This is a genomic window from Oceanobacillus saliphilus (assembly GCF_023522835.1).
Classification (GTDB): domain Bacteria; phylum Bacillota; class Bacilli; order Bacillales; family Amphibacillaceae; genus Oceanobacillus; species Oceanobacillus saliphilus.
In genome coordinates this window covers 159,932-184,594 of the sequence record NZ_JALCZU010000005.1, presented here as the reverse complement: position 1 = coordinate 184,594, position 24,663 = coordinate 159,932, and the positions used below count along the sequence as shown (strand labels likewise).

General features: G+C 38.1%; 26 protein-coding genes and 1 other annotated feature. Of the genes, 10 read left to right on the top strand and 16 right to left on the bottom strand.

The window, feature by feature from the left end; translation table 11 throughout:
• Nucleotides 1-2: 2 nt before the first annotated feature.
• Nucleotides 3-518 carry a YqeG family HAD IIIA-type phosphatase gene (locus MN204_RS10515; RefSeq protein WP_249871030.1) on the bottom strand — a complete coding sequence of 172 codons (516 nt, stop codon included), beginning with the start codon at nt 516-518 and terminating at the stop codon, nt 3-5.
• A 399-nt stretch (nt 519-917) separates the two neighbouring features.
• Between MN204_RS10515 and MN204_RS10510 the strand changes: the two genes are divergently transcribed.
• The 10 genes from MN204_RS10510 (at nt 918) to sigK (ending at nt 9,941) form a co-directional block, all read left to right on the top strand.
• Complete coding sequence (locus MN204_RS10510) at nt 918-1,058, top strand: sporulation histidine kinase inhibitor Sda (protein WP_249871029.1); 141 nt, start codon at nt 918-920, stop codon at nt 1,056-1,058.
• Nucleotides 1,059-1,327: 269 nt separating this feature from the next.
• Entirely contained in the window at nt 1,328-3,745 is a 2,418-nt protein-coding gene (locus tag MN204_RS10505) for a Na+/H+ antiporter subunit A (protein WP_249871028.1), read from the top strand.
• Nucleotides 3,742-4,182: a Na(+)/H(+) antiporter subunit B gene (locus MN204_RS10500; RefSeq protein ID WP_368858663.1), complete on the top strand. Its 441-nt coding sequence runs from the start codon at nt 3,742-3,744 to the stop codon at nt 4,180-4,182. The genes MN204_RS10505 and MN204_RS10500 overlap by 4 nt, the downstream gene beginning before the upstream one ends.
• Nucleotides 4,182-4,520, top strand: a complete 339-nt coding sequence (locus MN204_RS10495) for a Na(+)/H(+) antiporter subunit C (protein WP_249871027.1) — start codon at nt 4,182-4,184, stop codon at nt 4,518-4,520. Before MN204_RS10500 ends, MN204_RS10495 begins: the two co-directional genes overlap by 1 nt.
• The gene (locus MN204_RS10490; RefSeq protein WP_249871026.1) at nt 4,513-5,997 is read left to right on the top strand and encodes a Na+/H+ antiporter subunit D; all 1,485 of its coding nucleotides are present in this window, start codon (nt 4,513-4,515) and stop codon (nt 5,995-5,997) included. Before MN204_RS10495 ends, MN204_RS10490 begins: the two co-directional genes overlap by 8 nt.
• Nucleotides 5,998-6,002: 5 nt before the next feature.
• Nucleotides 6,003-6,479 carry a Na+/H+ antiporter subunit E gene (locus MN204_RS10485; protein WP_249871025.1) on the top strand — a complete coding sequence of 159 codons (477 nt, stop codon included), beginning with the start codon at nt 6,003-6,005 and terminating at the stop codon, nt 6,477-6,479.
• Entirely contained in the window at nt 6,479-6,757 is a 279-nt protein-coding gene (locus MN204_RS10480) for a Na(+)/H(+) antiporter subunit F1 (RefSeq protein WP_249871024.1), read from the top strand. The genes MN204_RS10485 and MN204_RS10480 overlap by 1 nt, the downstream gene beginning before the upstream one ends.
• Nucleotides 6,741-7,082, top strand: a complete 342-nt coding sequence (gene mnhG, locus MN204_RS10475; protein WP_249871023.1) for a monovalent cation/H(+) antiporter subunit G — start codon at nt 6,741-6,743, stop codon at nt 7,080-7,082. The genes MN204_RS10480 and mnhG overlap by 17 nt, the downstream gene beginning before the upstream one ends.
• A 360-nt stretch (nt 7,083-7,442) precedes the next feature.
• Complete coding sequence (locus MN204_RS10470) at nt 7,443-8,921, top strand: UDP-N-acetylmuramoyl-L-alanyl-D-glutamate--2,6-diaminopimelate ligase (protein ID WP_249871022.1); 1,479 nt, start codon at nt 7,443-7,445, stop codon at nt 8,919-8,921.
• A 315-nt stretch (nt 8,922-9,236) separates the two neighbouring features.
• Nucleotides 9,237-9,941: an RNA polymerase sporulation sigma factor SigK gene (sigK, locus tag MN204_RS10465; RefSeq protein WP_249871021.1), complete on the top strand. Its 705-nt coding sequence runs from the start codon at nt 9,237-9,239 to the stop codon at nt 9,939-9,941.
• Nucleotides 9,942-9,996: 55 nt separating this feature from the next.
• Here the strand turns inward: sigK and mtnN are convergent, their stop codons facing one another.
• From mtnN to mnmA, 15 genes are all read right to left on the bottom strand, one after another.
• Complete coding sequence (gene mtnN, locus MN204_RS10460; RefSeq protein WP_249871020.1) at nt 9,997-10,686, bottom strand: 5'-methylthioadenosine/S-adenosylhomocysteine nucleosidase; 690 nt, start codon at nt 10,684-10,686, stop codon at nt 9,997-9,999.
• Nucleotides 10,687-10,716: 30 nt separating this feature from the next.
• Nucleotides 10,717-11,385 carry a YrrS family protein gene (locus MN204_RS10455; protein WP_249871019.1) on the bottom strand — a complete coding sequence of 223 codons (669 nt, stop codon included), beginning with the start codon at nt 11,383-11,385 and terminating at the stop codon, nt 10,717-10,719.
• A 372-nt stretch (nt 11,386-11,757) separates the two neighbouring features.
• Nucleotides 11,758-12,234, bottom strand: coding sequence for a transcription elongation factor GreA (gene greA, locus MN204_RS10450; RefSeq protein ID WP_249871018.1), 477 nt, complete (start codon nt 12,232-12,234; stop codon nt 11,758-11,760).
• A 121-nt stretch (nt 12,235-12,355) separates the two neighbouring features.
• The gene (gene udk / locus MN204_RS10445) at nt 12,356-12,997 is read right to left on the bottom strand and encodes a uridine kinase (RefSeq protein ID WP_249871017.1); all 642 of its coding nucleotides are present in this window, start codon (nt 12,995-12,997) and stop codon (nt 12,356-12,358) included.
• Nucleotides 12,998-13,018: 21 nt separating this feature from the next.
• A complete protein-coding gene (locus MN204_RS10440) occupies nt 13,019-13,660 on the bottom strand; it encodes an O-methyltransferase (RefSeq protein ID WP_249871016.1) in 642 nt (213 codons plus the stop codon).
• Nucleotides 13,661-13,752: 92 nt separating this feature from the next.
• Entirely contained in the window at nt 13,753-14,871 is a 1,119-nt protein-coding gene (gene mltG / locus MN204_RS10435; protein ID WP_249871015.1) for an endolytic transglycosylase MltG, read from the bottom strand.
• Nucleotides 14,872-14,996: 125 nt separating this feature from the next.
• Nucleotides 14,997-15,278 carry a DUF1292 domain-containing protein gene (locus tag MN204_RS10430; protein WP_249871014.1) on the bottom strand — a complete coding sequence of 94 codons (282 nt, stop codon included), beginning with the start codon at nt 15,276-15,278 and terminating at the stop codon, nt 14,997-14,999.
• A gap of 12 nt (nt 15,279-15,290) precedes the next feature.
• Complete coding sequence (gene ruvX / locus MN204_RS10425; RefSeq protein ID WP_249871013.1) at nt 15,291-15,704, bottom strand: Holliday junction resolvase RuvX; 414 nt, start codon at nt 15,702-15,704, stop codon at nt 15,291-15,293.
• Nucleotides 15,701-15,970: an IreB family regulatory phosphoprotein gene (locus MN204_RS10420; protein WP_249871012.1), complete on the bottom strand. Its 270-nt coding sequence runs from the start codon at nt 15,968-15,970 to the stop codon at nt 15,701-15,703. The genes ruvX and MN204_RS10420 overlap by 4 nt, the downstream gene beginning before the upstream one ends.
• Before the next feature lie 97 nt (nt 15,971-16,067).
• Complete coding sequence (gene alaS / locus MN204_RS10415) at nt 16,068-18,707, bottom strand: alanine--tRNA ligase (RefSeq protein WP_249871011.1); 2,640 nt, start codon at nt 18,705-18,707, stop codon at nt 16,068-16,070.
• Nucleotides 18,708-18,894: 187 nt separating this feature from the next.
• Nucleotides 18,895-19,103: a binding site (T-box leader), on the bottom strand.
• 41 nt (nt 19,104-19,144) lie between these two features.
• The gene (locus tag MN204_RS10410) at nt 19,145-20,212 is read right to left on the bottom strand and encodes an AI-2E family transporter (protein ID WP_249871010.1); all 1,068 of its coding nucleotides are present in this window, start codon (nt 20,210-20,212) and stop codon (nt 19,145-19,147) included.
• A 52-nt stretch (nt 20,213-20,264) separates the two neighbouring features.
• Nucleotides 20,265-20,453 (bottom strand): YrzR-like zinc ribbon domain, encoded by a 189-nt coding sequence (locus tag MN204_RS10405; protein WP_249871009.1) that lies wholly within the window; start codon nt 20,451-20,453, stop codon nt 20,265-20,267.
• 69 nt (nt 20,454-20,522) lie between these two features.
• Nucleotides 20,523-22,844 (bottom strand): SF1B family DNA helicase RecD2, encoded by a 2,322-nt coding sequence (gene recD2, locus MN204_RS10400; protein WP_249871008.1) that lies wholly within the window; start codon nt 22,842-22,844, stop codon nt 20,523-20,525.
• 23 nt (nt 22,845-22,867) lie between these two features.
• Nucleotides 22,868-23,530: a tetratricopeptide repeat protein gene (locus MN204_RS10395; RefSeq protein WP_249871007.1), complete on the bottom strand. Its 663-nt coding sequence runs from the start codon at nt 23,528-23,530 to the stop codon at nt 22,868-22,870.
• Nucleotides 23,531-23,545: 15 nt separating this feature from the next.
• On the bottom strand, nt 23,546-24,658 hold the full coding sequence (mnmA, locus tag MN204_RS10390; protein ID WP_249871006.1) for a tRNA 2-thiouridine(34) synthase MnmA: 1,113 nt from the start codon (nt 24,656-24,658) through the stop codon (nt 23,546-23,548).
• Between the last annotated feature and the right edge of the window lie 5 nt (nt 24,659-24,663).

Here is a 24,663-nt window from a genome sequence, read left to right as displayed (position 1 = left end):
ATCTATTCCTCCCAGCTAATTTTTCCTTTACGACGCATATAGTTTAAAATTCTCCGCTCAATTTTGCGGTTAAAACGAGTTATTTTTCCATCTGTCTGCACGATTGGCACAACAAGAACTGTGAAAAAACCGGCGATATTTCCACCTAGGACATCTGTCAGCAACTGGTCGCCGATTACAACAACTTCGTCCTTTTTTAGTTCCATTTCTTTGGCAACTGTCCTAAAAGCCCTGCTTAATGGTTTCCTCGCACTGTAAACAAACGGCGTACCCAATGGCTCAGAAAAAACACTTACACGTTCCTGACTATTGTTCGAAATGATCGTTACTTTTATATCATGATCTTTCATTAACTTAAACCACTGGATAACTTCTGGTGTAGCGTCCTTGACATCCCAGGCAACCAGCGTATTGTCCAAGTCAGTGATGATCCCCTTTATCCCTCGTTTTTTCAATGTTTCCGGCTGGATGTCGAAAACGCTTTTCACATGTTCATTTGGCAAAAAATAATTTAACATCTCCATACACCTCAAATGCGTCTAATTCGTATCTCTGAATACAATATCTCATTATAACCTAATCGTATAATAACTTACTAACGTTTTACAGAGAAAACTACTGATTGCTATGTAAAAGAACGAAATTATAACTTTATGCTTAAAATTGCCAATAAATAACTGAATTATCGCCAATATCCGAAAGAATCGTTCGACAATTTCCTCCTTAATTTGCATTGTGGATAACTTTACTAACATTGAGAAAGGTTTGCATATAGGTGTTTAGGTGTTTAGTTAACAGCTTTATGCACAACTTATCTACATCCTTTTGTAGATAACTTCGACCTTGTCCTGCCTGAAGAAACATGTTAAATTATTATTAACTTCAAGCAATAGACTAAGATTTAGGAGGGCTGTATGATGGAAAATTTATCAGATGATTTATTGCTCGAATCCTACTATACAGCATGTGAATTACAATTAAGTCCTGATTTCCTCTCTCTATTTGAAGAAGAGATTCATAAAAGATCGTTAACTCATAAAATTAAACGTTCAGGATAGACAGATGAAAGAATACCAAAAACGGTTTCCAATTATGTAAATTGGAAATCGTTTTTTTATTTTTTTTCCTAACTATTTTCCTTTAAAAATAACTGTTTCTTCTTATTTAAATAGGGAAATAACCAAGTAAATCATTGAAGTTTTAAAACATGCATGTGCTGAAAATATAGGTTATACTGTTTTATAGCTCAGAACCTGCATAGCACTTGAGTAAAAAAACCAAACTAGATTGATTCATGTCTCTAATCGATTAAAAAGGAGGAATTTAATTGACACTACTACATTGGGCTACAATCTCCCCCTTTTTGTTAGCCATCGTTATTCCATTTTTCTTTAAATACTTTAAGAGAATACACACTGGCTGGTTCGTTATGATTCTGCCGCTTGTGCTATTTATCTACTTCCTGTCTTTAATACCTGTAACTTCATCAGGAGAAGTAATCGTGCGTTCAGTACCATGGGTGCCTTCCCTTGGTATTAACTTTGATCTGTACATAGATGGATTGAGTTTATTATTCGTTCTCTTGATTACAGGAATAGGTACGCTAGTTGTTCTGTACTCTATTTATTACTTATCTAAAGTAAAAGAAAAATTGAATAATTTTTATGTATATCTTTTGATGTTTATGGGGGCAATGCTTGGAGTTGTTCTTTCTGACAACTTAATTGTTATCTATGTTTTCTGGGAAGTTACCAGTATCGCTTCATCCTTATTGATCAGTTACTGGTTCCATCGTGAAAAATCAACTTATGGAGCCCAGAAGTCAATGTTTATTACTGTATTTGGCGGTCTTTCCATGCTTGGTGGGTTCTCATTGCTTTACGTTATGACTGGTACATTCAGCATAAGAGAAATTATTGCCAATGTAGATTTGGTAACCGGCAGTGCGCTTTTCCTGCCTGCTATGATTCTAGTCTTACTTGGTGCGTTTACGAAATCAGCTCAGTTTCCGTTTCACATCTGGTTGCCTGATGCAATGGAAGCTCCCACTCCAGTAAGTGCATACTTGCACTCCGCTACCATGGTTAAAGCCGGAATATATTTAGTTGCCCGCCTGACTGCCGTCTTTGGTGGAAGTGCAGAGTGGTTCTGGATAGTAACAATTACCGGTTTAACGACATTGATGTGGGGATCGGTTTCGGCAATTCGACAAAAAGATCTAAAAAGTATACTCGCCTTCTCCACAGTTAGTCAGCTTGGTTTGATAATGAGTTTGCTTGGTGTAGGGTCAGCTGCATATTACTTTAATGAGGGAGACAATGCGCTTTACACCGTTGCCATTCTTGCTGCTGTATTTCATTTAATAAATCACGCTACGTTTAAAGGTAGTCTATTTATGACAGCCGGGATTATAGATCACGAAACCGGTACACGGGATATCCGAAAACTCGGTGGACTTATGACAATTATGCCGGTAACCGCAACAATATCTCTTATTGGGCTTGCTTCGATGGCTGGTCTGCCTCCATTTAATGGTTTTCTAAGTAAAGAGCTATTCTTTACTGCAATGTTGAATGTAACTGAATATGGGATATTCAACTTGGAAACCTTTGGAGTAATTTTGCCAATCGTAGCTTGGATCGCCAGTATTTTTACTTTTGCATATTGTTTAATTATGTTTTTCAAGACTTTCACTGGAAAATTCAAACCAGAAGAGCTTGATGTTGATCATGTACATGAAGCACCTTTTGGAATGCTTATCAGTCCGATCATCCTCGGTTTATTGGTAGTTCTATTTGGACTGTTCCCTAATATACTTGCCTACACGCTGATTGAGCCAGCTATGGCTGCGATTTTACCGGGGATTCTCGAACCAGGACAAGTATTTGATGTGTATATCCACCACTGGCATGGGTTTGTACCAGAATTATTTATGACCTTTGGTGTTGTCATTCTTGGAACACTCATTTTTACTACGATGAAAAAATGGTCTCAATCAGGTTTTTACCAAGGAGAACGTGATATTTTCAATCATGTATATGACGGTGGGTATGCCGGTCTTATCAATGGTGCTCAAGGAGTAACGAGAGTACAAATGACTGGTCGTCTCCGTGACTATTTCATCTACATGTGCAGTTTTATCATTATTATTCTGGGTTACACGATTTACCGGTATGATGTTCTCTCATTTGATACATCCAATTTATCGCCAATTGATCCGTATATGTGGGTTATTTCAATTATATTTATCGGTTCAGTCGTTTCCGTTCCATTTATCAATAACCGCATCGGCGTAATCATTGTGACTGGTGTTGTAGGATTTGTAGTGGCTTTAATGTTCGTTGTATTTAGAGCACCTGACTTGGCCTTGACGCAGCTTCTTGTTGAGACCGTCACGGTTGTACTGTTCATGTTGGCCTTCTACCACTTGCCTAAATTAAAAAAAGAACCAGTCAATATACGTTTTAATTTATTCAAGCTTTTCATTGCTGTAGGATTTGGTGCTATCATGACGCTCGTTTCCATCAGTGCCTTTACGATGGGTGGCGAAGCTGGATTTGCATCCATTTCGGATTATTTCACTGAAAATGCAAAAGAATTGGCTGGCGGCTACAATATCGTCAATGTTATTCTTGTAGATTTCCGTGGACTTGATACAATGCTTGAAATTCTTGTGTTAGGAATAGCTGCACTTGCAGTTGTAACCTTGATTAAACTCCGATTAAAAGGGAGTGAAGATGTGTGAAACAAAAACAAATAAAATCAAATGACGTTATGCTTCAAACATTTGCTAGAATTCTCATTTTAATTATATTGACCTTCTCCATCTATTTATTACTAGCTGGACATAATAATCCAGGTGGTGGATTTATTGGAGGATTAATGACTGCGAGTGCATTATTGATTATGTACTTGGCATTTGATATGAAAATGATAAAAAAAGCAATCCCCTTCAATTTTATAACGATGATTGGAGTGGGGCTGCTGCTTGCGGTCGGGACCGGAATAGCGACGATGCTACTCGGCTACCCATTTTTAACTCAGTTCTTTGATTATTTTCATTTGCCAATACTTGGGGAGGTTGAACTTACTACCGCACTCCCCTTCGATCTCGGTGTTTATTTAGTAGTTGTTGGAAGTGCACTCACAATTATCTTAACGATTGCGGAGGATGATAAATAATGGAAATATTGATGTCTATTATGATCGGTATCGTTTTTACAGTCAGCATCTATTTATTTCTATCTAGAAGCTTACTCCGGGTAACTCTGGCAACATTGCTTATGTCACATGGGGTCCATTTACTTTTGCTGACATTGTCCGGTCTGCAAAGGGGGGCATCACCATTTTTAAACTTTCAGGCTGATGCGTATTCAGACCCGCTGCCTCAGGCATTGGTACTAACAGCAATTGTTATCAGCTTTGGAGTTACGTCATTATTACTTGTAATGGCTTATCGTACTTTCAAAGTACACAATACAGACGATCTAGAAGAATTAAGGGGTTCTGCAGATGAATAATTTAGTTATCCTTCCGATAATATTTCCATTTGTTATTGGAGCCGTTTTAATATTAATGATAAAGCATCACAAATTACAACGTATAGTTAGTGGAATCTCCGCTCTACTATTGCTGGCACTTTCAATCTACCTCGCTGTTCTTGTGTATCAGGACGGGGTAATCGTGCTTGAAATGGGAAATTGGCCCGCACCATTTGGAATTGTACTAGTTGCAGACCTTTTATCCACGCTAATGGTTCTATTGGCGACACTGGTTGCTACAGTGTGTTTGTTCTTTGCTTTTAAAACTATTTCACCTGAAAGGGAAAGATTCTACTTTTATCCTTTATACTTCTTTCTTTTGATTGGAGTTAATGGTGCATTTTTAACAGGTGATTTATTTAACTTGTTTGTATTTTTCGAAGTCATGCTGATTGCTTCTTATGCGCTCATCGTTCACGGAGGTACAGCTTACCAGCTTCGAGAATCTTTCAAATATGTTATTATCAATGTATTCGCATCAGCATTGTTTATCGTCGCTATCGCTTGGACGTATTCTATTACCGGAACACTTAACATGGCTCACCTTGCTGAAAGAGTTGCAGAACTGGAGCAGGCCGGAGTATTGAACGTTGTCGCTATTCTGTTTCTCGTTGTTTTCGCAATGAAAGGCGGCCTTTTTCCACTGTATTTCTGGTTGCCAAGATCTTACTACGGTCCACCGGCAGCAATTTCCGCCTTATTTGGGGGACTCTTGACTAAAGTTGGTATTTACGCGATAATCCGTACATTTACCCTGATCTTTAACCATGATATTGGGTACACACACAAGATTATTATCGTTACAATTGCCGGGTTCACCATGTTATTCGGTGTTCTGGGTGCAGTATCACAGTTTGACTTTAAACGAATACTTTCCTACCATATCATCAGTCAGGTCGGATATATGGTTATGGGTCTGGGAATCTTTACTCCACTTGCAGTTGCCGGGGCAATTTATTACATTGCTCACCATATGATTGTAAAAACTGCCCTGTTCCTGTTTGCTGGCGTTGCACAAAAAATTACCGGTACAACAGATCTGAAGCAAATGGGAGGTTTACTTAAGACACACCCAGTGCTTGCCTGGATGTTCTTCATTACCGCCCTATCACTCGCAGGTATTCCGCCAATGAGTGGTTTCTTCAGTAAATTTCCTATTATCTTAGCTGGTTTTGAAGAAGCGCAGTACGTTATATCTGGTGTAGCACTGCTAGTGGGATTATTGACTTTATTTTCCATGATGAAGATTTTCAGCTATGCATTCTGGGGCAAACAGAAACATACAGAAGAGCAAGCTAAGATGCCTATTGGTCAGCTTCTACTGCCAATTGCGCCACTTGTAGCATTGACGATTATACTTGGATTTGCTGCTGAGCCTATGTTCCTATATTCATTGGAAGTGGCTGAACAAATCATGGATCCATCCGTTTACATCGAATCTGTTCTTAAGGAGTAGTTGCTATGGCTTTTCAAGTGTTACTAAATGTATTTATCGCCGTTGTTTGGATGTTTCTGCAAAACAATTATACGGCACTAAGCTTTTTTATCGGCTATGGCGTTGGTATATTCGTTTTATTCGTCATAAGGCGCTTTCTGTTATTTGATTTTTATTTCATTCGAGTATGGGCTGTGATTAAACTATTGTTATTGTTTATAAAAGAACTAATTAAAGCAAATGTCGATGTTGTCAAAATTGTATTAAGTCCTAAACTGGACAATAAGCCTGCCATTGTCGCAGTCGCCACGAAACTAGATACGGATTTAGAAGTATCCATTCTGGCCGCTTTGATTTCATTGACACCAGGCACAGTGTCCATGGACTTTTCAGATGATAGTAGAACCATCTACATTCATTCCATAGATGTTCCGAATAAGGATGAAATGGTTGATCAGATTCATAATACATTCGAACGGGCTATTATGGAGGTGACGAAATAATGTTTGAGATAATTTTAATGGTCGCATTAGTCATCATGTCGATTGCATTGCTCGTTTTCTTTATACGTACGCTCATCGGCCCTTCCATCGCCGATCGTATTTTAGGCCTTGACGCTATCGGTGTTACGTTGGTTGGTTTTATTGGTATTCTTATGATTCTGCAAGACACTATCGTCTATTCAGATGTTGTACTCGTTCTGAGTATACTTTCCTTTGTATCAACCGTAGCTTTATCGAAATTCTTGGAAAGGGGTGCTGTTTTTGAACGCGGTGATTGAAACAGTAATCGTAATTCTGATCATAATAGGTGTTTTCTTCACTTTATTAAGTGCGATCGGTCTTATCCGTCTTCCCGATGTGTACAGTAGAACACATGCAGCTGGAAAGAGTGCAACACTTGGTGTCATGACAATTATGCTTGCCACATTTCTTTACTTTATGACGCAAGGTATTGTAAATGCCAAAATATTACTGGCTATCCTTTTCATTTTCATGACAGCCCCGTTGTCTTCCCTAATGGTAAGTCGTTCAGCTTATCGAAGTGGTGTTCCTCTATCCAAGAACACTGTCGGTGATGATTTAAAAGAAAGATATGAAGATTAACTGAAACCTATATACTTGATAAAAAATGAATTCTAGCTTTTAGAGAATTCATTTTTTATCCCCTTTTGGGAGGAATGGAAACGAACATGGTGTCGAAGAATGCTTATAAATGACTGTTTACATAGCAACGTATAAACCTATAAGTGCGAGGAAGGCATTCTAAAGGTTTAAGATTTAATCTGTCCCCTTTTATTTCCTTCAGACTTCAATTTATATATCGGAGTTTTCATCAAACATAATTCAAAAAGCCTCTATTACGATTTAATCGGTTAAATTTTTTGTGATAAGGGTATATTAAAATAACGAATAAGACGTAATGTATGGATGTATAGCAATAAATGATACGAGAGGGTTTTTACTTTGAATACATACGAATTAATAGCTAGCTTAAAAATAAAAGAAATATACGGGAAATTGCCGGAAAAAATAGAATCGATTCATCATGATTCCAGACAGTCTGAACCTAATTCTTTATTTGCATGTTTACGCGGATTCACTGTCGATGGACATGATTATTATTTGGAGGCTATTAAAAATGGTGCATCCATCATTGTTGCGGAAGAAAAGCTTGAAATGGACCTTAATGAAAATGCTCTCATCGTTGTGAAAGACTCACAGAAGGCATTGGCGATTTTATCCAGCAAATTTTATGGCTATCCTTCTCAACATATGACCGTATTTGGAGTAACTGGAACCAATGGAAAAACTACTGTTACAACCTTGATCAAAAATCTACTCCAAAAAAACAATTGTGAAGTTGCATTATCTGGTACAAATGGCTTTGATTTTGACAATGAAATTTCACCAAGCAATAATACGACATGTGATGTGCTGACAAACCAGAAAATGCTTCATAAAGCATACAAACAAGGGATAGAGAATATGATCATGGAAGTATCATCCCATGGCTTAATCCAAGGCAGATTATGGGGAATTGATTTTGACATCGTGACCTTTACAAATCTGACACAGGATCATCTTGATTTCCACAATACGATGGATCAATATGGAAATACAAAAAGTCTTCTGTTCTCTCAATTGGGAAATGATTTATCACAGCAGAAAGTTGCTGTTTTGAATAAGGATGAATCCTGGTATGAGGCTTATAATTCGATGACCCCATTTGAAGTCATTTCATATGCTTTATACAGCGAAGCAGATTTTAAAGCAGTGGATATAACCTACTATGAAGATGAAACACATTTTACACTGCTCTCACCGGAAGGAAAGTATTTCATCCAAACAAAACTGCTCGGGGAATTTAATGTGTATAATATCCTTGCTGCCATTGCTTCTGTTTATGCAAATGGGGATCATTCCGTTGCCGATTTAGCAAGAACAGTTAAGGATATTGAACAAGTGAACGGCAGAATGCAAAAATTAGAGGTAGAAGTACCGATTAGTGTGTATATTGATTATGCACATACGCCGGATGCTATCGAAAAGTCAATTTCTTCCGTTTTTCCATTCAAGCAAAACAGAGTGATTTTTGTTGCAGGTACAGGTGGTGATCGTGATGCACTTAAACGCCCGATTATGGCTGAAAAAGCCTCAGCTGCCGACTATGTGATCCTAACGGTTAATGATCCACGTTTTGAAGACCCTTCTTCCATTTTGTACGATATGGAAAAAGGAATGCGGCATGATAATTATGAAATGATACCTGATCGTAAAGAAGCAATCATGCAGGCAATAGATATAAGTGAACCTGGTGATATTATCATTATTGCCGGAAAAGGTCAGGAGGATTATCAAATTATTGAAGACAAAAAGTACCCGCATAATGATATGGAAATTGCCCTTGAGAAATGCATGGCGAAATTCCATTTTAAAGTTTGATACAGTGAACTTCAATCAGTGGTATTCCTTTCCCTCCCCCACTGGTTATGAGTACTATATGCAATGATCTAAAAATCAGCGAACAGAATCGAGTATGTTGGTCAATCGATACGTTCACTCGTTCCAATCCGCTTGAACTGGGATTCCTTGCCGGTTACAGCAGGATAACAATTCGTGTGAAACCTTAAAAAGATATTTTTCCTGGACAGACACTAATCGCCCCAATGCTTCATAAAGATGTAATATAGGCAAATACCCAACCACATCTTTACACCTTGAAGCATAGCATACTATACACCTGGGAGGTGATCGTGTTTGTCCGGGATTCTATCAGTTCTCGCCCTTCTTATTAAAGAAGCCCTCTTTTTTGTTTCCTATGTAAAAAATCATGCATTCCCGCAACCCCTACCCTCTGACGAAGAAGCAAAATATATCCAGGAAATGCAAAATGGTAGTGAAACAGCCCGAAACAAGTTAATCGAACATAATTTACGCCTCGTCGCACATATCGTAAAAAAGTTTGAGAATACTGGTGAAGATATGGAAGATTTAATCTCTATTGGCACCATTGGATTAATAAAAGGAGTAGAAAGTTTCTCATCAAACAAAGGCACAAAACTGGCAACTTATGCTGCAAGATGTATTGAAAATGAAATACTGATGCATTTGAGAGCACTCAAAAAGGTTAAAAAAGATGTATCCTTGCATGATCCTATAGGTCAGGACAAGGAAGGAAATGAAATAAGTCTCATCGACATTCTCGAAGCAGAAAATGATAATGTGATTGAATACATCCAACTGAATATGGAAATAGCCAAAATGCAGAAGTATTTCTCTGTTCTGGATAAGCGTGAACGTGAAGTTATCGTATATCGATATGGATTGAATGATTATAATGAAATGACACAAAGGGAAATAGCCAAAAAATTGAATATATCCAGAAGCTATGTTTCACGAATTGAAAAAAGAGCTTTAATGAAAGTATTTCATGAATATTACCGGAAAGAAAGGCAGAATTAAAGCAGGAGTGACTGATTTTACAATCACCTCCTGCTTCTTTAAAAAACTTAAATTCCTATATATCCTTTATAACAGTCATAATCAATTCTGCAGCGTTTTTAGCTGCCTTTTCAAGAAATTGCTCAAACGACACAGAAGATTTTTTCCCTGCAATATCAGATAAGGCCCGGATAATGACGAATGGCTTATCGTATTGATGACATACTTGCGCTACTGCTGCTGCTTCCATTTCAGATGCAAGCATCGTTGGAAATTTCTCACGAACAAACCGAACGCGTTCAGGGTCTTCCATAAAGGAATCACCTGTTGCAATGATTCCTTTTTCAAAATTGATTTCCAATTTTTCAATAGCTGATACTGCTCTTTCAATTAATGCCTTATCAGCTGAATACATGGCAGGAAGTCCGGGTACCTGTCCATATGCATAGTCAAATGCTGTTACATCTACATCATGATGAACGACTTCTGTAGAAATGACGATATCACCGACCTCAAGATTTTCAGCAAAGCCACCTGCAGAACCTGTATTAATAATATGGGTCGGTGAAAATCGTTCATGCATAATAGTCGTTGCCATTGCTGCATTCACCTTACCGATTCCCGATTTTAGAAGAACTGTATCTTTACCATGTAATTTTCCTTCTGCAAATAGACAGTTGGCGATGGTGTGTTCCTCTTTGTCTGTCATATTCTCCAATAATAATGCAATTTCTTCATCCATTGCACCTATAATACCAATCGTCATGATGTTTCCTCCGTTTTGTCTAGTTATTGTTCATCGAATTTTATCATTCTCAATAAGAATTTCCACTTTTGTCGGTTGCCATCCCTCATTATCTACCCAGGAAAGGAAGACACGATAGACGTCTGGTTCATCACGATGGGAAACCGTAGCAATTACCCTTTGGTCCCCACCATTTTCAACCCACCATTCAATCATATCGTCCTCGTTGATTCCGGTTGCTACAGAAGCAGCCCTTTTAATTTCAATCCGATCCTGAGACCCGGTATTAAAATCGGTTGTGTGAGGACCTTCCTGTTCCGTGCCAATTGGTTCCCAGTTGCCTGTATATGCTTGGGCAACATTATCATCAGATGGTTCCGCAGGCTCTATTTCTCTATTTTCGTCTTCCTGATTCTCTTCTTCGTTTTCTTCTGACTCACTGTTTTCTCTATTAGAATCATTATGTTCAGAATCATTATCAGAAGCATTCTCATCAGTCTCTTCTTCATCTTCTTGCTCGGTGATCAGGAAGTCTGATGATTCCTTTCCTCCATTCGATGTCGTATTATCTTCGGTTTCATCATTACCGCCACCAAAAAACCAGATTCCCAGTAATACGATCAAAAGAAATGCTCCAACTAGAAGGAAAATAGAAATTGCCTTCGTATTTTTTCTGCGTTTTTCAAATTTGTTCAAGCGTGAATGTTTGTCATTGCTCACTTCTATTCCCTCCCCATTTCTATATTATAATATCATATTATAGGATATATGCCGATTCAAAACATATTACAAAGCTTACAAATATAAATATGAGTTTACTCCTTCACGTCCTCAGTTGATATCATCCAAGTTACTAAATAACCTGGTCAGGAAGCAGCAACCTCAGAGCGGAGATGTATCTCTTTCGACAATCATTGTAACCCACTGACCTGATATTTCGTCACCTGGCTCAAAAGTTCACCATTCATTCCTCAACACTTTCAAAATTAAACGCAATTTTATGAGTACTTTATCATTCCGCAATGGAACGAAAAGATATTCGAAATGCAATAAAAAAGCGGAGAATGCTCCCCGCTTTTTCCATTCGAATGATTAGTCAACTTTTACAATTCTAACCTGAATATCTCCACCAGGTGTTGCTACTGTGACCTCTGTACCTATTTCATGTCCCAATAAGCTTTTCGCCATCGGAGAATCATTGGATATTTTACCTTCAAATGGGTCAGCCTCTGCGCTGCCTACAATTGTATAGGTTTCTTCTTCACCATCTGGTAATTCAGCAAATGTTACGGACTTCCCTAGTGAGACCACATTTGGATTATCATTATCATTTTCGATGATAACAGCATTGCGGATCATTTTTTCCACTTGAGTGATTCGTTGTTCAACGAAAGCTTGTTCATCTTTTGCAGCATCATATTCGGAATTCTCGGATAGATCGCCGAAGTCACGTGCAACTTTAATCCGTTCCACTACTTCCTGCCTTCTATCTGTCTTTAAAAAATGCAATTCTTTCTCTAATTTCTCTTTCCCCTCTTGGGTCATGTAATAACTTTTCTCTACAGCCATTAAAAACACTCCTTCTTTTCACTGTGCAAATAAAAATAAGCTTTTAAGCTTATGCGTTGGGTATTAAGAATATACTATTCATAACTATGGCAGATTTGAAATATTTTTTCAATATTTTTAACTAATTTATTTTATTTCTGCTTTTTGATAATATAGTCTCAATCTTTGTAGCCATAATATCAATTGCTACATGATTTTGTCCACCTTCTGGTATAATGATGTCTGCATATCGCTTCGTTGGTTCGATAAATTGGAGATGGGATGGCCTTACATTATTGATATATTGATCGATTACTGAATCAAGCGTGCGGCCCCTATCTTTAATATCCCTCAGCAATCTTCTGATGATTCTCAAGTCTGCATCTGTATCTACAAATACCTTGATATCCATTAATTCGACTAGTCTTGGATCTTCCAGAATTAAAATACCTTCTACGATAATAACCTCTTTTGGTTCTACATGGATAACTTCATCTGATCTTGTGTGAATTTTATAATCATATACAGGTTTTTCAACGGGATTGTTGTCCATTAATTGATGCAGATGCTCTATTAATAAATCATTATCAAATGCTAATGGATGATCATAGTTTGTATTTAATCGCTCTTCTAGTGGAAGATGACTCTGATCTTTATAATAATAGTCTTGTTCGATGACGAGTATTGTCTTATCTGTAAATCGTTTGCAAATGGAGCGCGTTACAGAAGTTTTTCCACTGCCGCTTCCCCCGGCCACACCAATAACTACCGGTTTCTTGTTCATAGCAAATTCGAAGCCCCTTTCCTAACTCTGTTTATAGCTTATTGCCACTCCATCACCAATGGGCACAATGGATGTCGTATAATTTGGATGGTTCATTAGCATTTCATTATATTTCCTTAATCTCTCCACCATCTTTTCATACCTTTTTGGTACATTCTCTGGATTTGCCACGTACCCTCTAAACAATACATTATCAGAAATGATTATTCCGTTTTTATTAAGCATTGGATCAGCAAGCTCAAAAAATCGTTGGTATTGTCCTTTTGCAGCATCTATGAATATTAAATCGAATGTATTTTTTTGCAATGAAAGCTCCATTAGTTTATCCAATGCATCCCCAAGTATTACTTCTATTTTGGATTGTCTATTCAATTTATCGATAGTAGTGATTGCCTCTTCATAACGCTCTTTATCTTTTTCGATTGTAACAATAGAGGAATCCGGATTGGCATCTAGCATTCTTAATGCGGAATAGCCTATTGCAGTTCCTACTTCCAAAATTCTGGCAGGCTTGGACATACGGACAAGCTGCATCACAAAATGAATACCAGCTCTATCCATAATTGGAACATTGTCTGCTTTAGCCTTTGCTTCCAATTCGGTAACCCACTGATGTTGCTGCGGCAGTGTCTCTATTAAATAATTGTTCAGTTTTTCGCTCATCTTGTTACCTCTTTAATTAAATGTACTTTTAGAATACTTTCTTAACTAACAATAAAAAACGGGAAATGTGAAGTCGTCTTCACATTTCCATTTTAATTCATGTATTCATCCCTGTTTTGTAAATGTTCATCATAGGTTTCAGCATAATAAATATTACCTTGTGAATCATGAAGGAAATACAAATAGTCAGATTCTGCAGGTTCAACGACAGCCTTTAGCGAATTTTCCGCAAAGTTGGATATCGGTCCAATAGGCAGGGCTTCAATATGATACGTATTATAAGGTGACTCAACTTCCAAATCGGCATACGTTACCCGTTCATTGTGTTCCCCAAGTGCATACAGTACGGTTGGATCTGTTTGCAACGGCATTCCTATTTCCAAACGGTTATAGAAAACACGGGATATTTGCATTCTCTGATCTTCACTCGCAGTTTCCCTTTCAACAAGGGAGGCAAATGTAAGAGCTTCATGTACTGTAAAATCTAATTGTTCCAGTTCTTCCGCATAGTTGGCGTAAATTCTCTGGGTTTGTGCAAGCATTTTGTCAATGATTGTCCCAATACTGGGCTGCTCCTCATAGAAATCATATGTCGATGCATACAGGTAACCTTCCAGTGGGGTCCTGATATCAGGATCCAGCACCGTTTCGGTTAAAAGGTCCGGATATTTTTCCAGCAGCTCTTCCATATAATCTTGATCATTGACCTGTTCCAGAAATGCTTCTTTTGTAAAATCAAGTCTTTCACTGAAAATCCCTGCTATTTGATCGACAGTCAGTCCTTCAGGTATTGTTATAGTATGAACAGGTTCTAATATAACTCTACCTGTTTTTAGAGACTCGATTATTTCATCCAAAGTAACTGCAGGTGTAAATGTATACTCTCCAGCTTGAAACGCTGACTCATTATTGATTTTTGTATAAAAACGGAAGATTCTTCCGTCTTTGATAATGCCATTTTCCTCCAAAATAGTTGAAATTGTTGTTGTGGAAGAGCCGATAGGTATTTCTATTGTAATCAACTCATCGCTTTCTGGATCGACTGGTTGCAATGCTGTTTTAACATACATAAACCCAGATATTCCACCAATAATCAATATGAGTAGGAGTGCTACAAGGATGATAGACACTATCTTTCTTACTGTACTGGCTTCCTCACTTCTGGCAAGTAGGCTGCTCTTGAAACTGCCAGTCTCTTTTTTCTTAGACATCCAGTATCCCCCCTTCATCCGCTATATTATACTAAAAAAGCTTCAATTTATCCATAATATAGTCGAATACAGGCAAAAGCTGATGCCTAAGTTACTGACATCAGCCCCTTTAACCTAAATCATTATTATGCCTCGTCATCCTCTTCTGCCAATGTATTAAGCATTTCTTCCACCAATTCCCACTCTTCATCAGATTCAATAGGAAAAAGCGTGAAATCTTCGTTGTCCTGTTCTTCAAAACGAAATGCGTAAACTTCGACTTCTTCCTCTTCTGCCTGTTCAGCTGGTACTACCGCAATATACGATTGTTCTGTCTCATCGACATCAAAGGTAAATAAGACTTCGAACAAATGTTCATCACCATTTTCATCAGGTATAATAATTCTTTCTTTTTCTTCCAAAGCCATTTGATCACTCCTTCATTTCTGGTTTAAGTATCCTTGAAGTATCATTACCGCCGCCATTTTATCAATTACTTTTTTTCTTTTCTTTCTGCTCATATCTGCCTCAAGTAATACACGTTCGGCAGCGATGGTGGAAAGGCGCTCATCCCATAGCTCTGTGGGGATGCCATGGACTGCCTCAATATGCTGTGCATATCTTTGGGAAGCCTCCCCACGTTCACCGATTGTCCCATTCATATTCTTAGGAAGTCCGACAATAGCTTTTCCAATTTCATGCGTTTCTATAATCGATTTTAATTCATCATCGGCAGAGTAAATATCATTTTCATCCCATTTGATGGTCGTTAAACCTTGTGCAGTCCAACCAAATGCATCACTTACTGCAACGCCGATGGTTTTTGATCCAACATCCAATCCTGCTATTTTCATTTATTCTCCCTGTTCTGTTCCAGATAAAATTTTACAAGCTCTTCAATTACTTCATCCCGTTCAACTTTGCGGATCAGATTTCTTGCATCGTTATATCTCGGAATATAAGCAGGGTCACCGGATAGTAAATAACCCACAATTTGATTGATTGGATTATATCCTTTTTCTTGTAGTGATTCATGCACCTTTAAAAGAATATCTTTAATATCCTGATCAAATGGCTCTTCTGAAAAATTAAATTTCATTGTCTTATCAATTGAACTCATTGTGACACCTCGTTCCAAGTTTGCCTTCTAAAAACCATTCTAACATGTTTGTTGGTATTATTATACTTTTTTAATGCTGGCGATACAAACCTTGTGCCTATTTTATATTCATCTGGATATATTTTCTGGCGGATACAAGTGCTTCTTCAATTTTGGAAGGATCTTTCCCACCAGCTTGAGCCATATCAGGCCGTCCGCCTCCGCCACCTCCGCAAATAGTTGCAGCTTGCTTAATAAGGTTTCCCGCATGTAAGCCTTTCTCAATTAAATCTTTTGAAACACCTGCTGCCAATTGAACTTTTCCATTGTTTTCTGCTGCAAGTAAGATTACTCCAGAATTCATTTTTTGTTTCAATCCATCCATCATATTTCTGAGTTGATTCATATCTTTGACAGCTACTTTTTGAGCGAGCAATGGAACATCTTCCACATTTTCGATCTGATCAAGAATCGATGAAGCTTCTAGATTGGACAATTTAGCATGAAGGGATTCATTTTCTTTTTGTACGACTTTCAGCTCGTTCTGCAGATTCTCTATTCGTTCAGGTAGTTGTTCTTCATTCGATTTCAACAATCCTGCAGCAGTAGTTAATAAAGAAAGCTTGTCGTTCAGGAAGTCGTAGGCATGTTTGCTTGTAACGGCCTCGATTCTTCTTGTGCCGGCACCTATACCACTTTCAGATACAATTTTAAATAATCCTATCTCAGAAGTATTCGTCACATGGCAGCCACCGCATAATTCGAGGCTGTAATCACCAATCTGCACAACTCGAACAACATCACCATATTTCTCTCCAAACAATGCCATTGCACCCATTTCTTTTGCTTCATCAAGCTTCTTATTATCAATGGCTACTGCAATCGATTCCCAGACCTTTTCGTTGACAATCTGTTCGACCTGTTCTAGTTCTTTACTTGAAACACCGCTGTAGTGGGAAAAGTCAAATCTTAATCGTTCGGGTGTAACGAGTGAACCTGCCTGATTTACATGTTTTCCAAGCACATCTTTAAGTGCCTGGTGAAGTAAATGTGTAGCAGTATGATTTTTAATAACCGATTTTCTAAAACGGGAGTCTACGATTGCCTTTACAGAATCACCTGTTTTAATTTCGCCATCCTTTATCCGAACATGGTGAATGTTTTGCCCTTTAGGTGATTTCTGGACATCCAATACATAAGCAGAAGCTGTATCTGTATAAACCCATCCGTTATCTGCAACCTGTCCGCCACTTTCAGCATAAAAAGGAGTTTCATTCAGTAACAGAAAAACTTCATCATCTTTTCTGGCCGATCCGATAACTTCTTTTCCGCCAATGATAGTTTCTACTGTTGTTTCAACTTCCATCTGATCATATCCAACAAATTTGCTGTGAGCATCTAATTCACTCAGTATTGTATCCTGAACTTGCATGGAATCAACCTTCTGCCTGGCGCTCCTTGCTCGCTTTCGTTGTTTATCCATTTCGTGATTGTATCCCTCGTTATCAACCGTGAAGCCTTGTTGTTCCACATATTCTGCTGTCAGTTCTTTCGGAAAACCAAATGTGTCATAAAGGCGGAAAACTTCTTCTCCTGGAAATACTAAATTTCCAGCTGCCTTTTCCTTATCCATGATCGCTGACAGAATCTCAAGTCCTTCGTTCAATGTCTCGTGGAAGCGTTCTTCCTCTATCTTAATAATGTTCTGGATAAAATCATGTTGTTCCAATACCTCTGGATAAAAATCTTTCATAATCTCACCAACAGTACCGACAAGTTCATACATAAATGGTTTTTCAATCCCAATCTCCTTAGCAAACCGAACAGCTCTTCTTACAAGTCTTCTTAGTACATAGCCTCTCCCCTCATTCGAAGGAACAGCACCATCACCAATCGCAAAGCTTACTGTTCGAATATGATCTGCAATAACTTTAAATGCAGTATCACTTGCTTCATCTTTACCATAGGCAGTACCTGCAATAGCTTCTGTTTTGCGAATGATAGGCATAAATAAATCTGTTTCAAAGTTGGTTGGAACTTGCTGAATAATGGAAGTCAGCCGTTCAAGCCCCATCCCTGTATCAATATTTTTCTTAGGAAGTGGTGTATACGTATCGTCAGGATTATGATTAAACTGAGAAAAAACAAGATTCCATACTTCTAGGTAACGACTGTTTTCTCCACCAGGGTATAGTTCGGGATCATTTTGGTCATTGCCGTAAGTTTCTCCCCGGTCATAAAAAATCTCTGTATTTGGTCCACTTGGTCCTTCTCCGATATCCCAGAAGTTTTCTTCGAGACGAATAATGCGCTCTTTTGGCAATTTAATATCATTTAGCCAGATATCATATGCTTCATCATCTTCCGGATGGACTGTGACAGAGAGAAGTTCCTTTTCAAAGCCAATCCACTTGTCACTTGTCAGAAACTCCCAAGCCCATTCAATTGCTTCCTTTTTAAAATAATCCCCTATCGAAAAGTTACCGAGCATTTCAAAAAATGTATGATGTCGAGCTGTAAATCCAACATTTTCGATATCGTTTGTACGAATTGATTTTTGTGCGTTAACAATGCGGGGATTTTCAGGTATAACCCGACCATCAAAATATTTTTTTAAGGTGGCTACTCCGCTATTAATCCAAAGTAAGGTCGGATCGTCATTTGGAACAAGAGAGGCACTTGGCTCAACACGATGTCCCTTATCCTTAAAAAAGTCGATAAACATTTGTCTGATTTCTGCTGAACTTAATTGTTTCATTTTTTATTCCTCCATTAACTATTCTTTATTGAAACATTTCGGTGGCATTAAAGTTGTACGTATGCAGATGGGAAGGTTTATACTTTTCTATGAAAAAGCATTTATAAGCAGTAATGAAATGAAGACTTCACCACACCGCCATGTTAATTCCTTATCTGACAACAAAAAAATCCCCTCTCTGCATCATTGCAGGGACGAGATATTATCGCGGTACCACCCTAATTATGAATGAGAAAATCATTCATCACTTAACCATGTTAACGGTATGGGACCGACGGGGTTTAACCGTACTCCGGTTTAGCTTTCCATGAATCTGTGTATGGAATTTCTCTCAGCCTCGGAAATTCCTCTCTTGAAACCAGTTTTTCATGTACTTATAACCATCCATGTTTTCATTTATTATGTTAGCGATATTATATGAAACTTTTTGAGCGTTGTCAATCCTGGGATCGCAGTATGAGAAGCTGAGCCGTTATCACTTTGGTTATGGCAAGAATGGGAACCGCCAAAATCATCCCCCAAATTCCGAATAACTGAGCCCCAAGCAACAATACAAAGATAATAGCGACGGGATGGATTTTTACACTTCTGCCCATTATGTATGGTGACAAAAGGTTTGCTTCAATTACTTGTATAAGAAAAAGTCCAAGAATGACAAATACAACCTTATTCCCAGCTGTTGTAAAAGCTACGGTTACTGCAGGTATTGCACCAATAATGGGACCAAAATATGGTATGATATTTGTTATTCCCATAACAATAGCTAACAGAAGGGAATATTTGATATCAAGCAACTTAAAAATAATCAGTGCCGTGAGACTTACAAATAAGCTGATAATCAGCTGGCCGCGAATGTAACCTCCCAAACCTTTATCCACTTCCACCAGTAATTTTTTCGCATCATCTCTGTACTTATAAGGAATAAACTTCATAAAAAAGGATCTTAGACTAGAGTAGTCCTTTATAAAATAAAAGACAAGCACCGGAATCAACGAAATGAGAATAATCATATCTATTATTTTGGAAATTCCAGCTAAGAGTCTATTCAGCAAACCATCCAAGGATCTTTCCAAAGACAAAATAAGTTCATCAATTTTATCATGAACAGCTTCAGGCAAAAAAGAAGTATAATCGTATACAAGGTAGATTAGACTTTCATACATTGCTATAAACTCTGGAAGATTCTCGATTAAATCCCCCAGCTGATGGACAATTACTGGATAACCACGGTAAAACAAAAAGCCTGCTCCTCCGAAAAAAATAAGATAAATCAGAAGAATGGCCAATCCTCTATGAATATTCATACCGTGCAATTTTTCAACTAATGGATGCAGTAAATATGCTATAAAGGCAGCAATCATAAACGGAATAAAAAGGGTCCACAGAAAAGATAAAATGGCAGCATAAAACGGCATTGTTTTCACAAATAAATAGGAAAATATAAATAATACAATACCAATCAGCAGCCAATACAATATCGTAAAACGTTTTTTATCTTCAAACATCAAAGACACTCCTCAGCAGATTCAGATTCTATTTATCTAAGCTGGGAGTACTTTATGGAAGTTGTCGCTCTTCTTTTGTAAACAGATCATCTAATGAGCTGAGACTACCGTCAGATTCAATTTGGTGTACCATCAACTCTTTGCCGGATACTGTCATTTCAATGCAGCAAGTCCAGCAAAAATAATCTTGTGTACCTATTTTGCCTATATCTTTTCCATTACAATTTGGACATCGTAGCATAGTTAGAACCCCTTTTCGGATAATACGCTACTATACTTGCCCGATTTTGTTCCTTTTATACATCAAAACTTACATAAAATCATAGGGTGAGATTTCGCCCTCTTCCGTTTCTTTCCTTTCCGCTATCGATACACCCTTTAATCTTTCCGTCAGTTGCTCCATTAATGAGGTGAACCGTTTATTCGTATCCATCGTTTGAATTCCCCTTAAAAATGCTTGTTGTTCCCCGCAGATGATTAACGATTCTTTGCTTCTTGTGATTGCAGTATATAATAGGTTTTTACGCAGCATTCGATTGTAAGCGGAAACGACAGGCAGGATAACAATAGGAAATTCGCTTCCCTGTGATTTGTGAATGGAGATACAATAAGCATGCATAAAATTCACATAGTCCTGTCTTACATAAACAACTTCCCTGTCTTCAAACGTGATAACGATTTGTTCTACGTTTTCCTTATTTTCGTCCTCTTTAAAGATCGCTGCGATTTCCCCTATATCCCCATTATAAACGCCATCTTCCGGCTGGTTGATCAATTGAATTACCTTATCACCCACACGATAGATAATATCATTGAACTTAACTTCCCTTTTTCTTTTCTCTTTTGGATTGACAAGCTGCTGCAATTCTTTATTAATCATTGTTATTCCTGCCTGAGTTCGGTACATCGGGGCCAATACTTGAATATCACGAACGTCCAGGCCTTTGTCCTCTGCCTTTTTAAATATGGAACAGATAACCTGTACGATGTGATGCTCCTGACATGAAATAAAACTGAAATCCTTATCGTTCTCAAGCGATTGTGCAGTACATGTATCCTTTTTAATTTCATGTGCCAGCTGAATGATTTTCGAACCTTCCTTCTGACGGTAAACCTCACTCAAACTGACAAGTGGTAATAAATCACTTTTTAATAAGTCTGATAGAACTTGTCCTGGACCGACCGATGGCAGCTGATCCTCATCACCTACCAGCAGAACCTGCATGTCATCTGGAATAGCTTTAAACAAGCTGTTTGCAAGCCAGATGTCGACCATTGAAAATTCATCCACTATTAGAAATTTTCCTGAAAGCTGTTCCTGCTCATCTTTGTTAAAACCGTTACTTCCATTCCAGCCAAGAAGCCTATGTATGGTTAAAGCAGGTAGTCCTGTAGATTCATTTAAACGTTTGGCGGCTCTTCCTGTAGGGGCTGTCAAAATAAAGGGATAATCCGATTTGTTTTCATAGTCTTTGGGGTCAAGAGACACTTGATGTATGGCAGCATATGCTCTAAGTATGCCTTTTATTACCGTCGTTTTCCCTGTTCCTGGACCACCAGTTAAAATCATGATTTTGGAATGTAAGGATTGATTAATAGCAGAAAATTGTTCCTTGCCGTAACTTAGGATCTCTGCCTCCTCTATTTCACCGATAATCTTGAGCATTTCGGCCAATGATGTTTCTTGCTCGATTGGATTGCTAATAATCCGCTTCAAGTTTGAAGCAAATCCATCTTCTGCATAGTAAAGGGAAGGCAAATAAACATTGCCTTCAAGTAGGATCACTTTTTTTTCAGTATTCAACTCTTCCAGCCTGTCTGTAATAATGGATGTCTCATCCGGATGAAAGGCAAGCAGACCCATCACTTCGTCCATACAAAGATCTATCGGTAAAAATACATGACCTTCCTGAACGCTCCTTTGCAGGACATAAATGCACCCCGCACCAATACGGTTCGGGTGTGTCAATGGCAGTCCATTTTGGCTTGCAATTTCATCGGCTGTCCGAAATCCAAATCCTTCAATATCAAAAACATATTGATAAGGATCTTTTGCCAGAATATCAATCGCATCCTCTTTATAGATTTGATATACCTTCTGAGCCATTTTCAAGCCAATCCCATATGTGGACAAATTGACAGCTACGTGTTCGAAGCCCTGATTTTCTTTAAGGCTTGTTGCCAACCGTTCTGCCGTTTCCTTTTTTAATCCCGGAATATCGTTCAAAATACTCGAATCTGTTAAAATTTGGGAGATAGCTGTTTCTCCAAGGTGGTCAACAATCCGTTTTGCCGTTTTTTCCCCTATACCATAAAAAAGCTCACTTGATAAATAAGCAACAAGGCCATCTTTTGTGTCCGGAATAATCGTTTTATAGGAAGATACCTTATACTGCAGACCGAATCGGACATGTCTTTCAAATTCACCGTAAAAATAGTACGTTGTCTGCTCATGAAGCTTAGAAAAATATCCTTTGGCAACAATCTCTTTTTCTTTAAAGTTTTCATTTGTCTCCTGCACACTAATCTTTACGATTGAAAAATGTTCTGCTTCATTATGGAAGATAGTAGTCACTATTTTCCCTTTGATATAACCTTGTTCATTTTTTGATTGTTGTTGATCCCGTTCCATTACAAACAACCCCGAATCCGTACCTAATTTTCATTTAAGATTTGCTCTACATTCTTCTTACCATTTGCAGCTAGGATATGATCTGGCTGAATTCTTAGAGCCTCATCAAAATGGCTTAATGCCTCATCCGTATTTTCATTGAATAAAGACAGGACACCCAAATTATAATGGGCATCACTATGTTCCGTATTCATTTCCAATACACGGTTAAATACGTGCTCTGCATCCTGTAAGCTGTTGCTTTGTGCCAGGGAAAGACCATATTGAAAAAGTATTTCTTCATCTTCTGGATTAAGTTCGGTTGCCCTCAATAAATATGGAAGTGCAAATTTAAATTGCTCCTGATTCTGCAATGTCAGACCGAGCATAAAGTAGACATCACTTTCCTCGAGTCCAAGTTGTATAGCCTTTTGGAAATTAACCTGTGCTTTTGTATAGTCATTTTGTTCAAAATATAAATTACCCAACCCATAATAGGCTGTTGCTGCACTATCATCCAGCTCAACTGCTTTTTCAAAAAAACGGGTAGCACGCTCATTTTCATTCAATTGCATTAAAAGATTGCCAAAATTGATATAGCCAATTGGATCATTTGGCTGTTCCTCAATAACTTCATTGAATAATCTTGCTGCTTCTTCAAAGTTTTGCTCTTTCATGTAATTTATTGCTTCTGTATTTTTATCCATAAACAGACTCCTTAATTACCCAACATAATCAAGTGCATGATCATTTTTTATAATTTCATCGATGGTGCCTCCACCTAAGCAGACTTCCCCATCATAGAATACAACAGCCTGACCAGGTGTTATGGCACGCTCGCTTTCGGCAAATTCCACGAAAACTTTTCCGTCATCTTGAAGTTTCACCGTTACAGCGCTATCCTTCTGACGATACCGAAATTTAGCTGTACATGTAAATGTTTCTTTAATAACATCTTCATTAATCCAATTCAGTTCGGTTGCAATTAAAGAATCTGAGTATAATTTGTCATTGCTGAACCCTTGCTCAACATAAAGGACATTATCTTTCAAATTTTTCCCGACGACAAACCATGGGTCTCCGGATCCGCCAATGCCCAGCCCCTGTCTTTGTCCAATCGTATAGTACATGAGACCATCATGCTGGCCTTTTACAGAACCATCTAAAGTTTGCATATCACCAGGTTGTGCGGGTAGGTATTCACTTAGAAACTCTTTGAAATTGCGTTCTCCGATAAAACAGATTCCTGTAGAATCTTTCTTATCTGCCGTTACTAAACCATGTTCTTTGGCAATTTTCCTCACTTCAGATTTCGGCATATGCCCCAATGGAAACATAACTTGTTTCAAAACATCTGAAGATAGTTGATTCAGGAAGTAGGTTTGATCTTTATTATCATCTACCCCACGAAGCATCTCTACACGTCCATCTGCTTCCCTCACCTGTGCATAATGACCTGTTGCAAGATAATCTGCACCAAGGGACATCGCATGATCAAGAAATGCTTTGAATTTTATCTCTTTGTTACACATAACATCGGGATTAGGTGTCCGACCTGCTTTATATTCATCAAGAAAATAGGTGAAAACCTTATCCCAATATTGCTTTTCGAAATTAACGGAATAGTAGGGAATATCCAACTGGTTGCAAACACGTACTACATCATCAAAATCCTCTGTTGCGGTACAGACTCCAAACTCGTCCGTATCATCCCAGTTTTTCATAAAGATGCCGACCACATCATAGCCCTGCTCTTTAAGAAGCAAAGCAGCAACTGAAGAATCGACACCACCACTCATACCAACTACTACACGAGTATCTTTATTGCTGTTCATATCAT

Coding starts and splice junctions, on each gene's coding strand:
- MN204_RS10515 (WP_249871030.1), bottom strand. CDS start 518: ATGTTAAATTATTTTTTGCCAAATGAACATGTGAAAAGCGTTTTCGAC.
- MN204_RS10510 (WP_249871029.1), top strand. CDS start 918: ATGGAAAATTTATCAGATGATTTATTGCTCGAATCCTACTATACAGCA.
- MN204_RS10495 (WP_249871027.1), top strand. CDS start 4,182: ATGGAAATATTGATGTCTATTATGATCGGTATCGTTTTTACAGTCAGC.
- MN204_RS10490 (WP_249871026.1), top strand. CDS start 4,513: ATGAATAATTTAGTTATCCTTCCGATAATATTTCCATTTGTTATTGGA.
- MN204_RS10485 (WP_249871025.1), top strand. CDS start 6,003: ATGGCTTTTCAAGTGTTACTAAATGTATTTATCGCCGTTGTTTGGATG.
- MN204_RS10480 (WP_249871024.1), top strand. CDS start 6,479: ATGTTTGAGATAATTTTAATGGTCGCATTAGTCATCATGTCGATTGCA.
- mtnN (WP_249871020.1), bottom strand. CDS start 10,686: ATGACGATTGGTATTATAGGTGCAATGGATGAAGAAATTGCATTATTA.
- greA (WP_249871018.1), bottom strand. CDS start 12,234: ATGGCTGTAGAGAAAAGTTATTACATGACCCAAGAGGGGAAAGAGAAA.
- udk (WP_249871017.1), bottom strand. CDS start 12,997: ATGAACAAGAAACCGGTAGTTATTGGTGTGGCCGGGGGAAGCGGCAGT.
- MN204_RS10440 (WP_249871016.1), bottom strand. CDS start 13,660: ATGAGCGAAAAACTGAACAATTATTTAATAGAGACACTGCCGCAGCAA.
- mltG (WP_249871015.1), bottom strand. CDS start 14,871: ATGTCTAAGAAAAAAGAGACTGGCAGTTTCAAGAGCAGCCTACTTGCC.
- MN204_RS10430 (WP_249871014.1), bottom strand. CDS start 15,278: ATGGCTTTGGAAGAAAAAGAAAGAATTATTATACCTGATGAAAATGGT.
- ruvX (WP_249871013.1), bottom strand. CDS start 15,704: ATGAAAATAGCAGGATTGGATGTTGGATCAAAAACCATCGGCGTTGCA.
- MN204_RS10420 (WP_249871012.1), bottom strand. CDS start 15,970: ATGAGTTCAATTGATAAGACAATGAAATTTAATTTTTCAGAAGAGCCA.
- alaS (WP_249871011.1), bottom strand. CDS start 18,707: ATGAAACAATTAAGTTCAGCAGAAATCAGACAAATGTTTATCGACTTT.
- MN204_RS10410 (WP_249871010.1), bottom strand. CDS start 20,212: ATGTTTGAAGATAAAAAACGTTTTACGATATTGTATTGGCTGCTGATT.
- MN204_RS10405 (WP_249871009.1), bottom strand. CDS start 20,453: ATGCTACGATGTCCAAATTGTAATGGAAAAGATATAGGCAAAATAGGT.
- recD2 (WP_249871008.1), bottom strand. CDS start 22,844: ATGGAACGGGATCAACAACAATCAAAAAATGAACAAGGTTATATCAAA.
- MN204_RS10395 (WP_249871007.1), bottom strand. CDS start 23,530: ATGGATAAAAATACAGAAGCAATAAATTACATGAAAGAGCAAAACTTT.
- mnmA (WP_249871006.1), bottom strand. CDS start 24,658: ATGAACAGCAATAAAGATACTCGTGTAGTAGTTGGTATGAGTGGTGGT.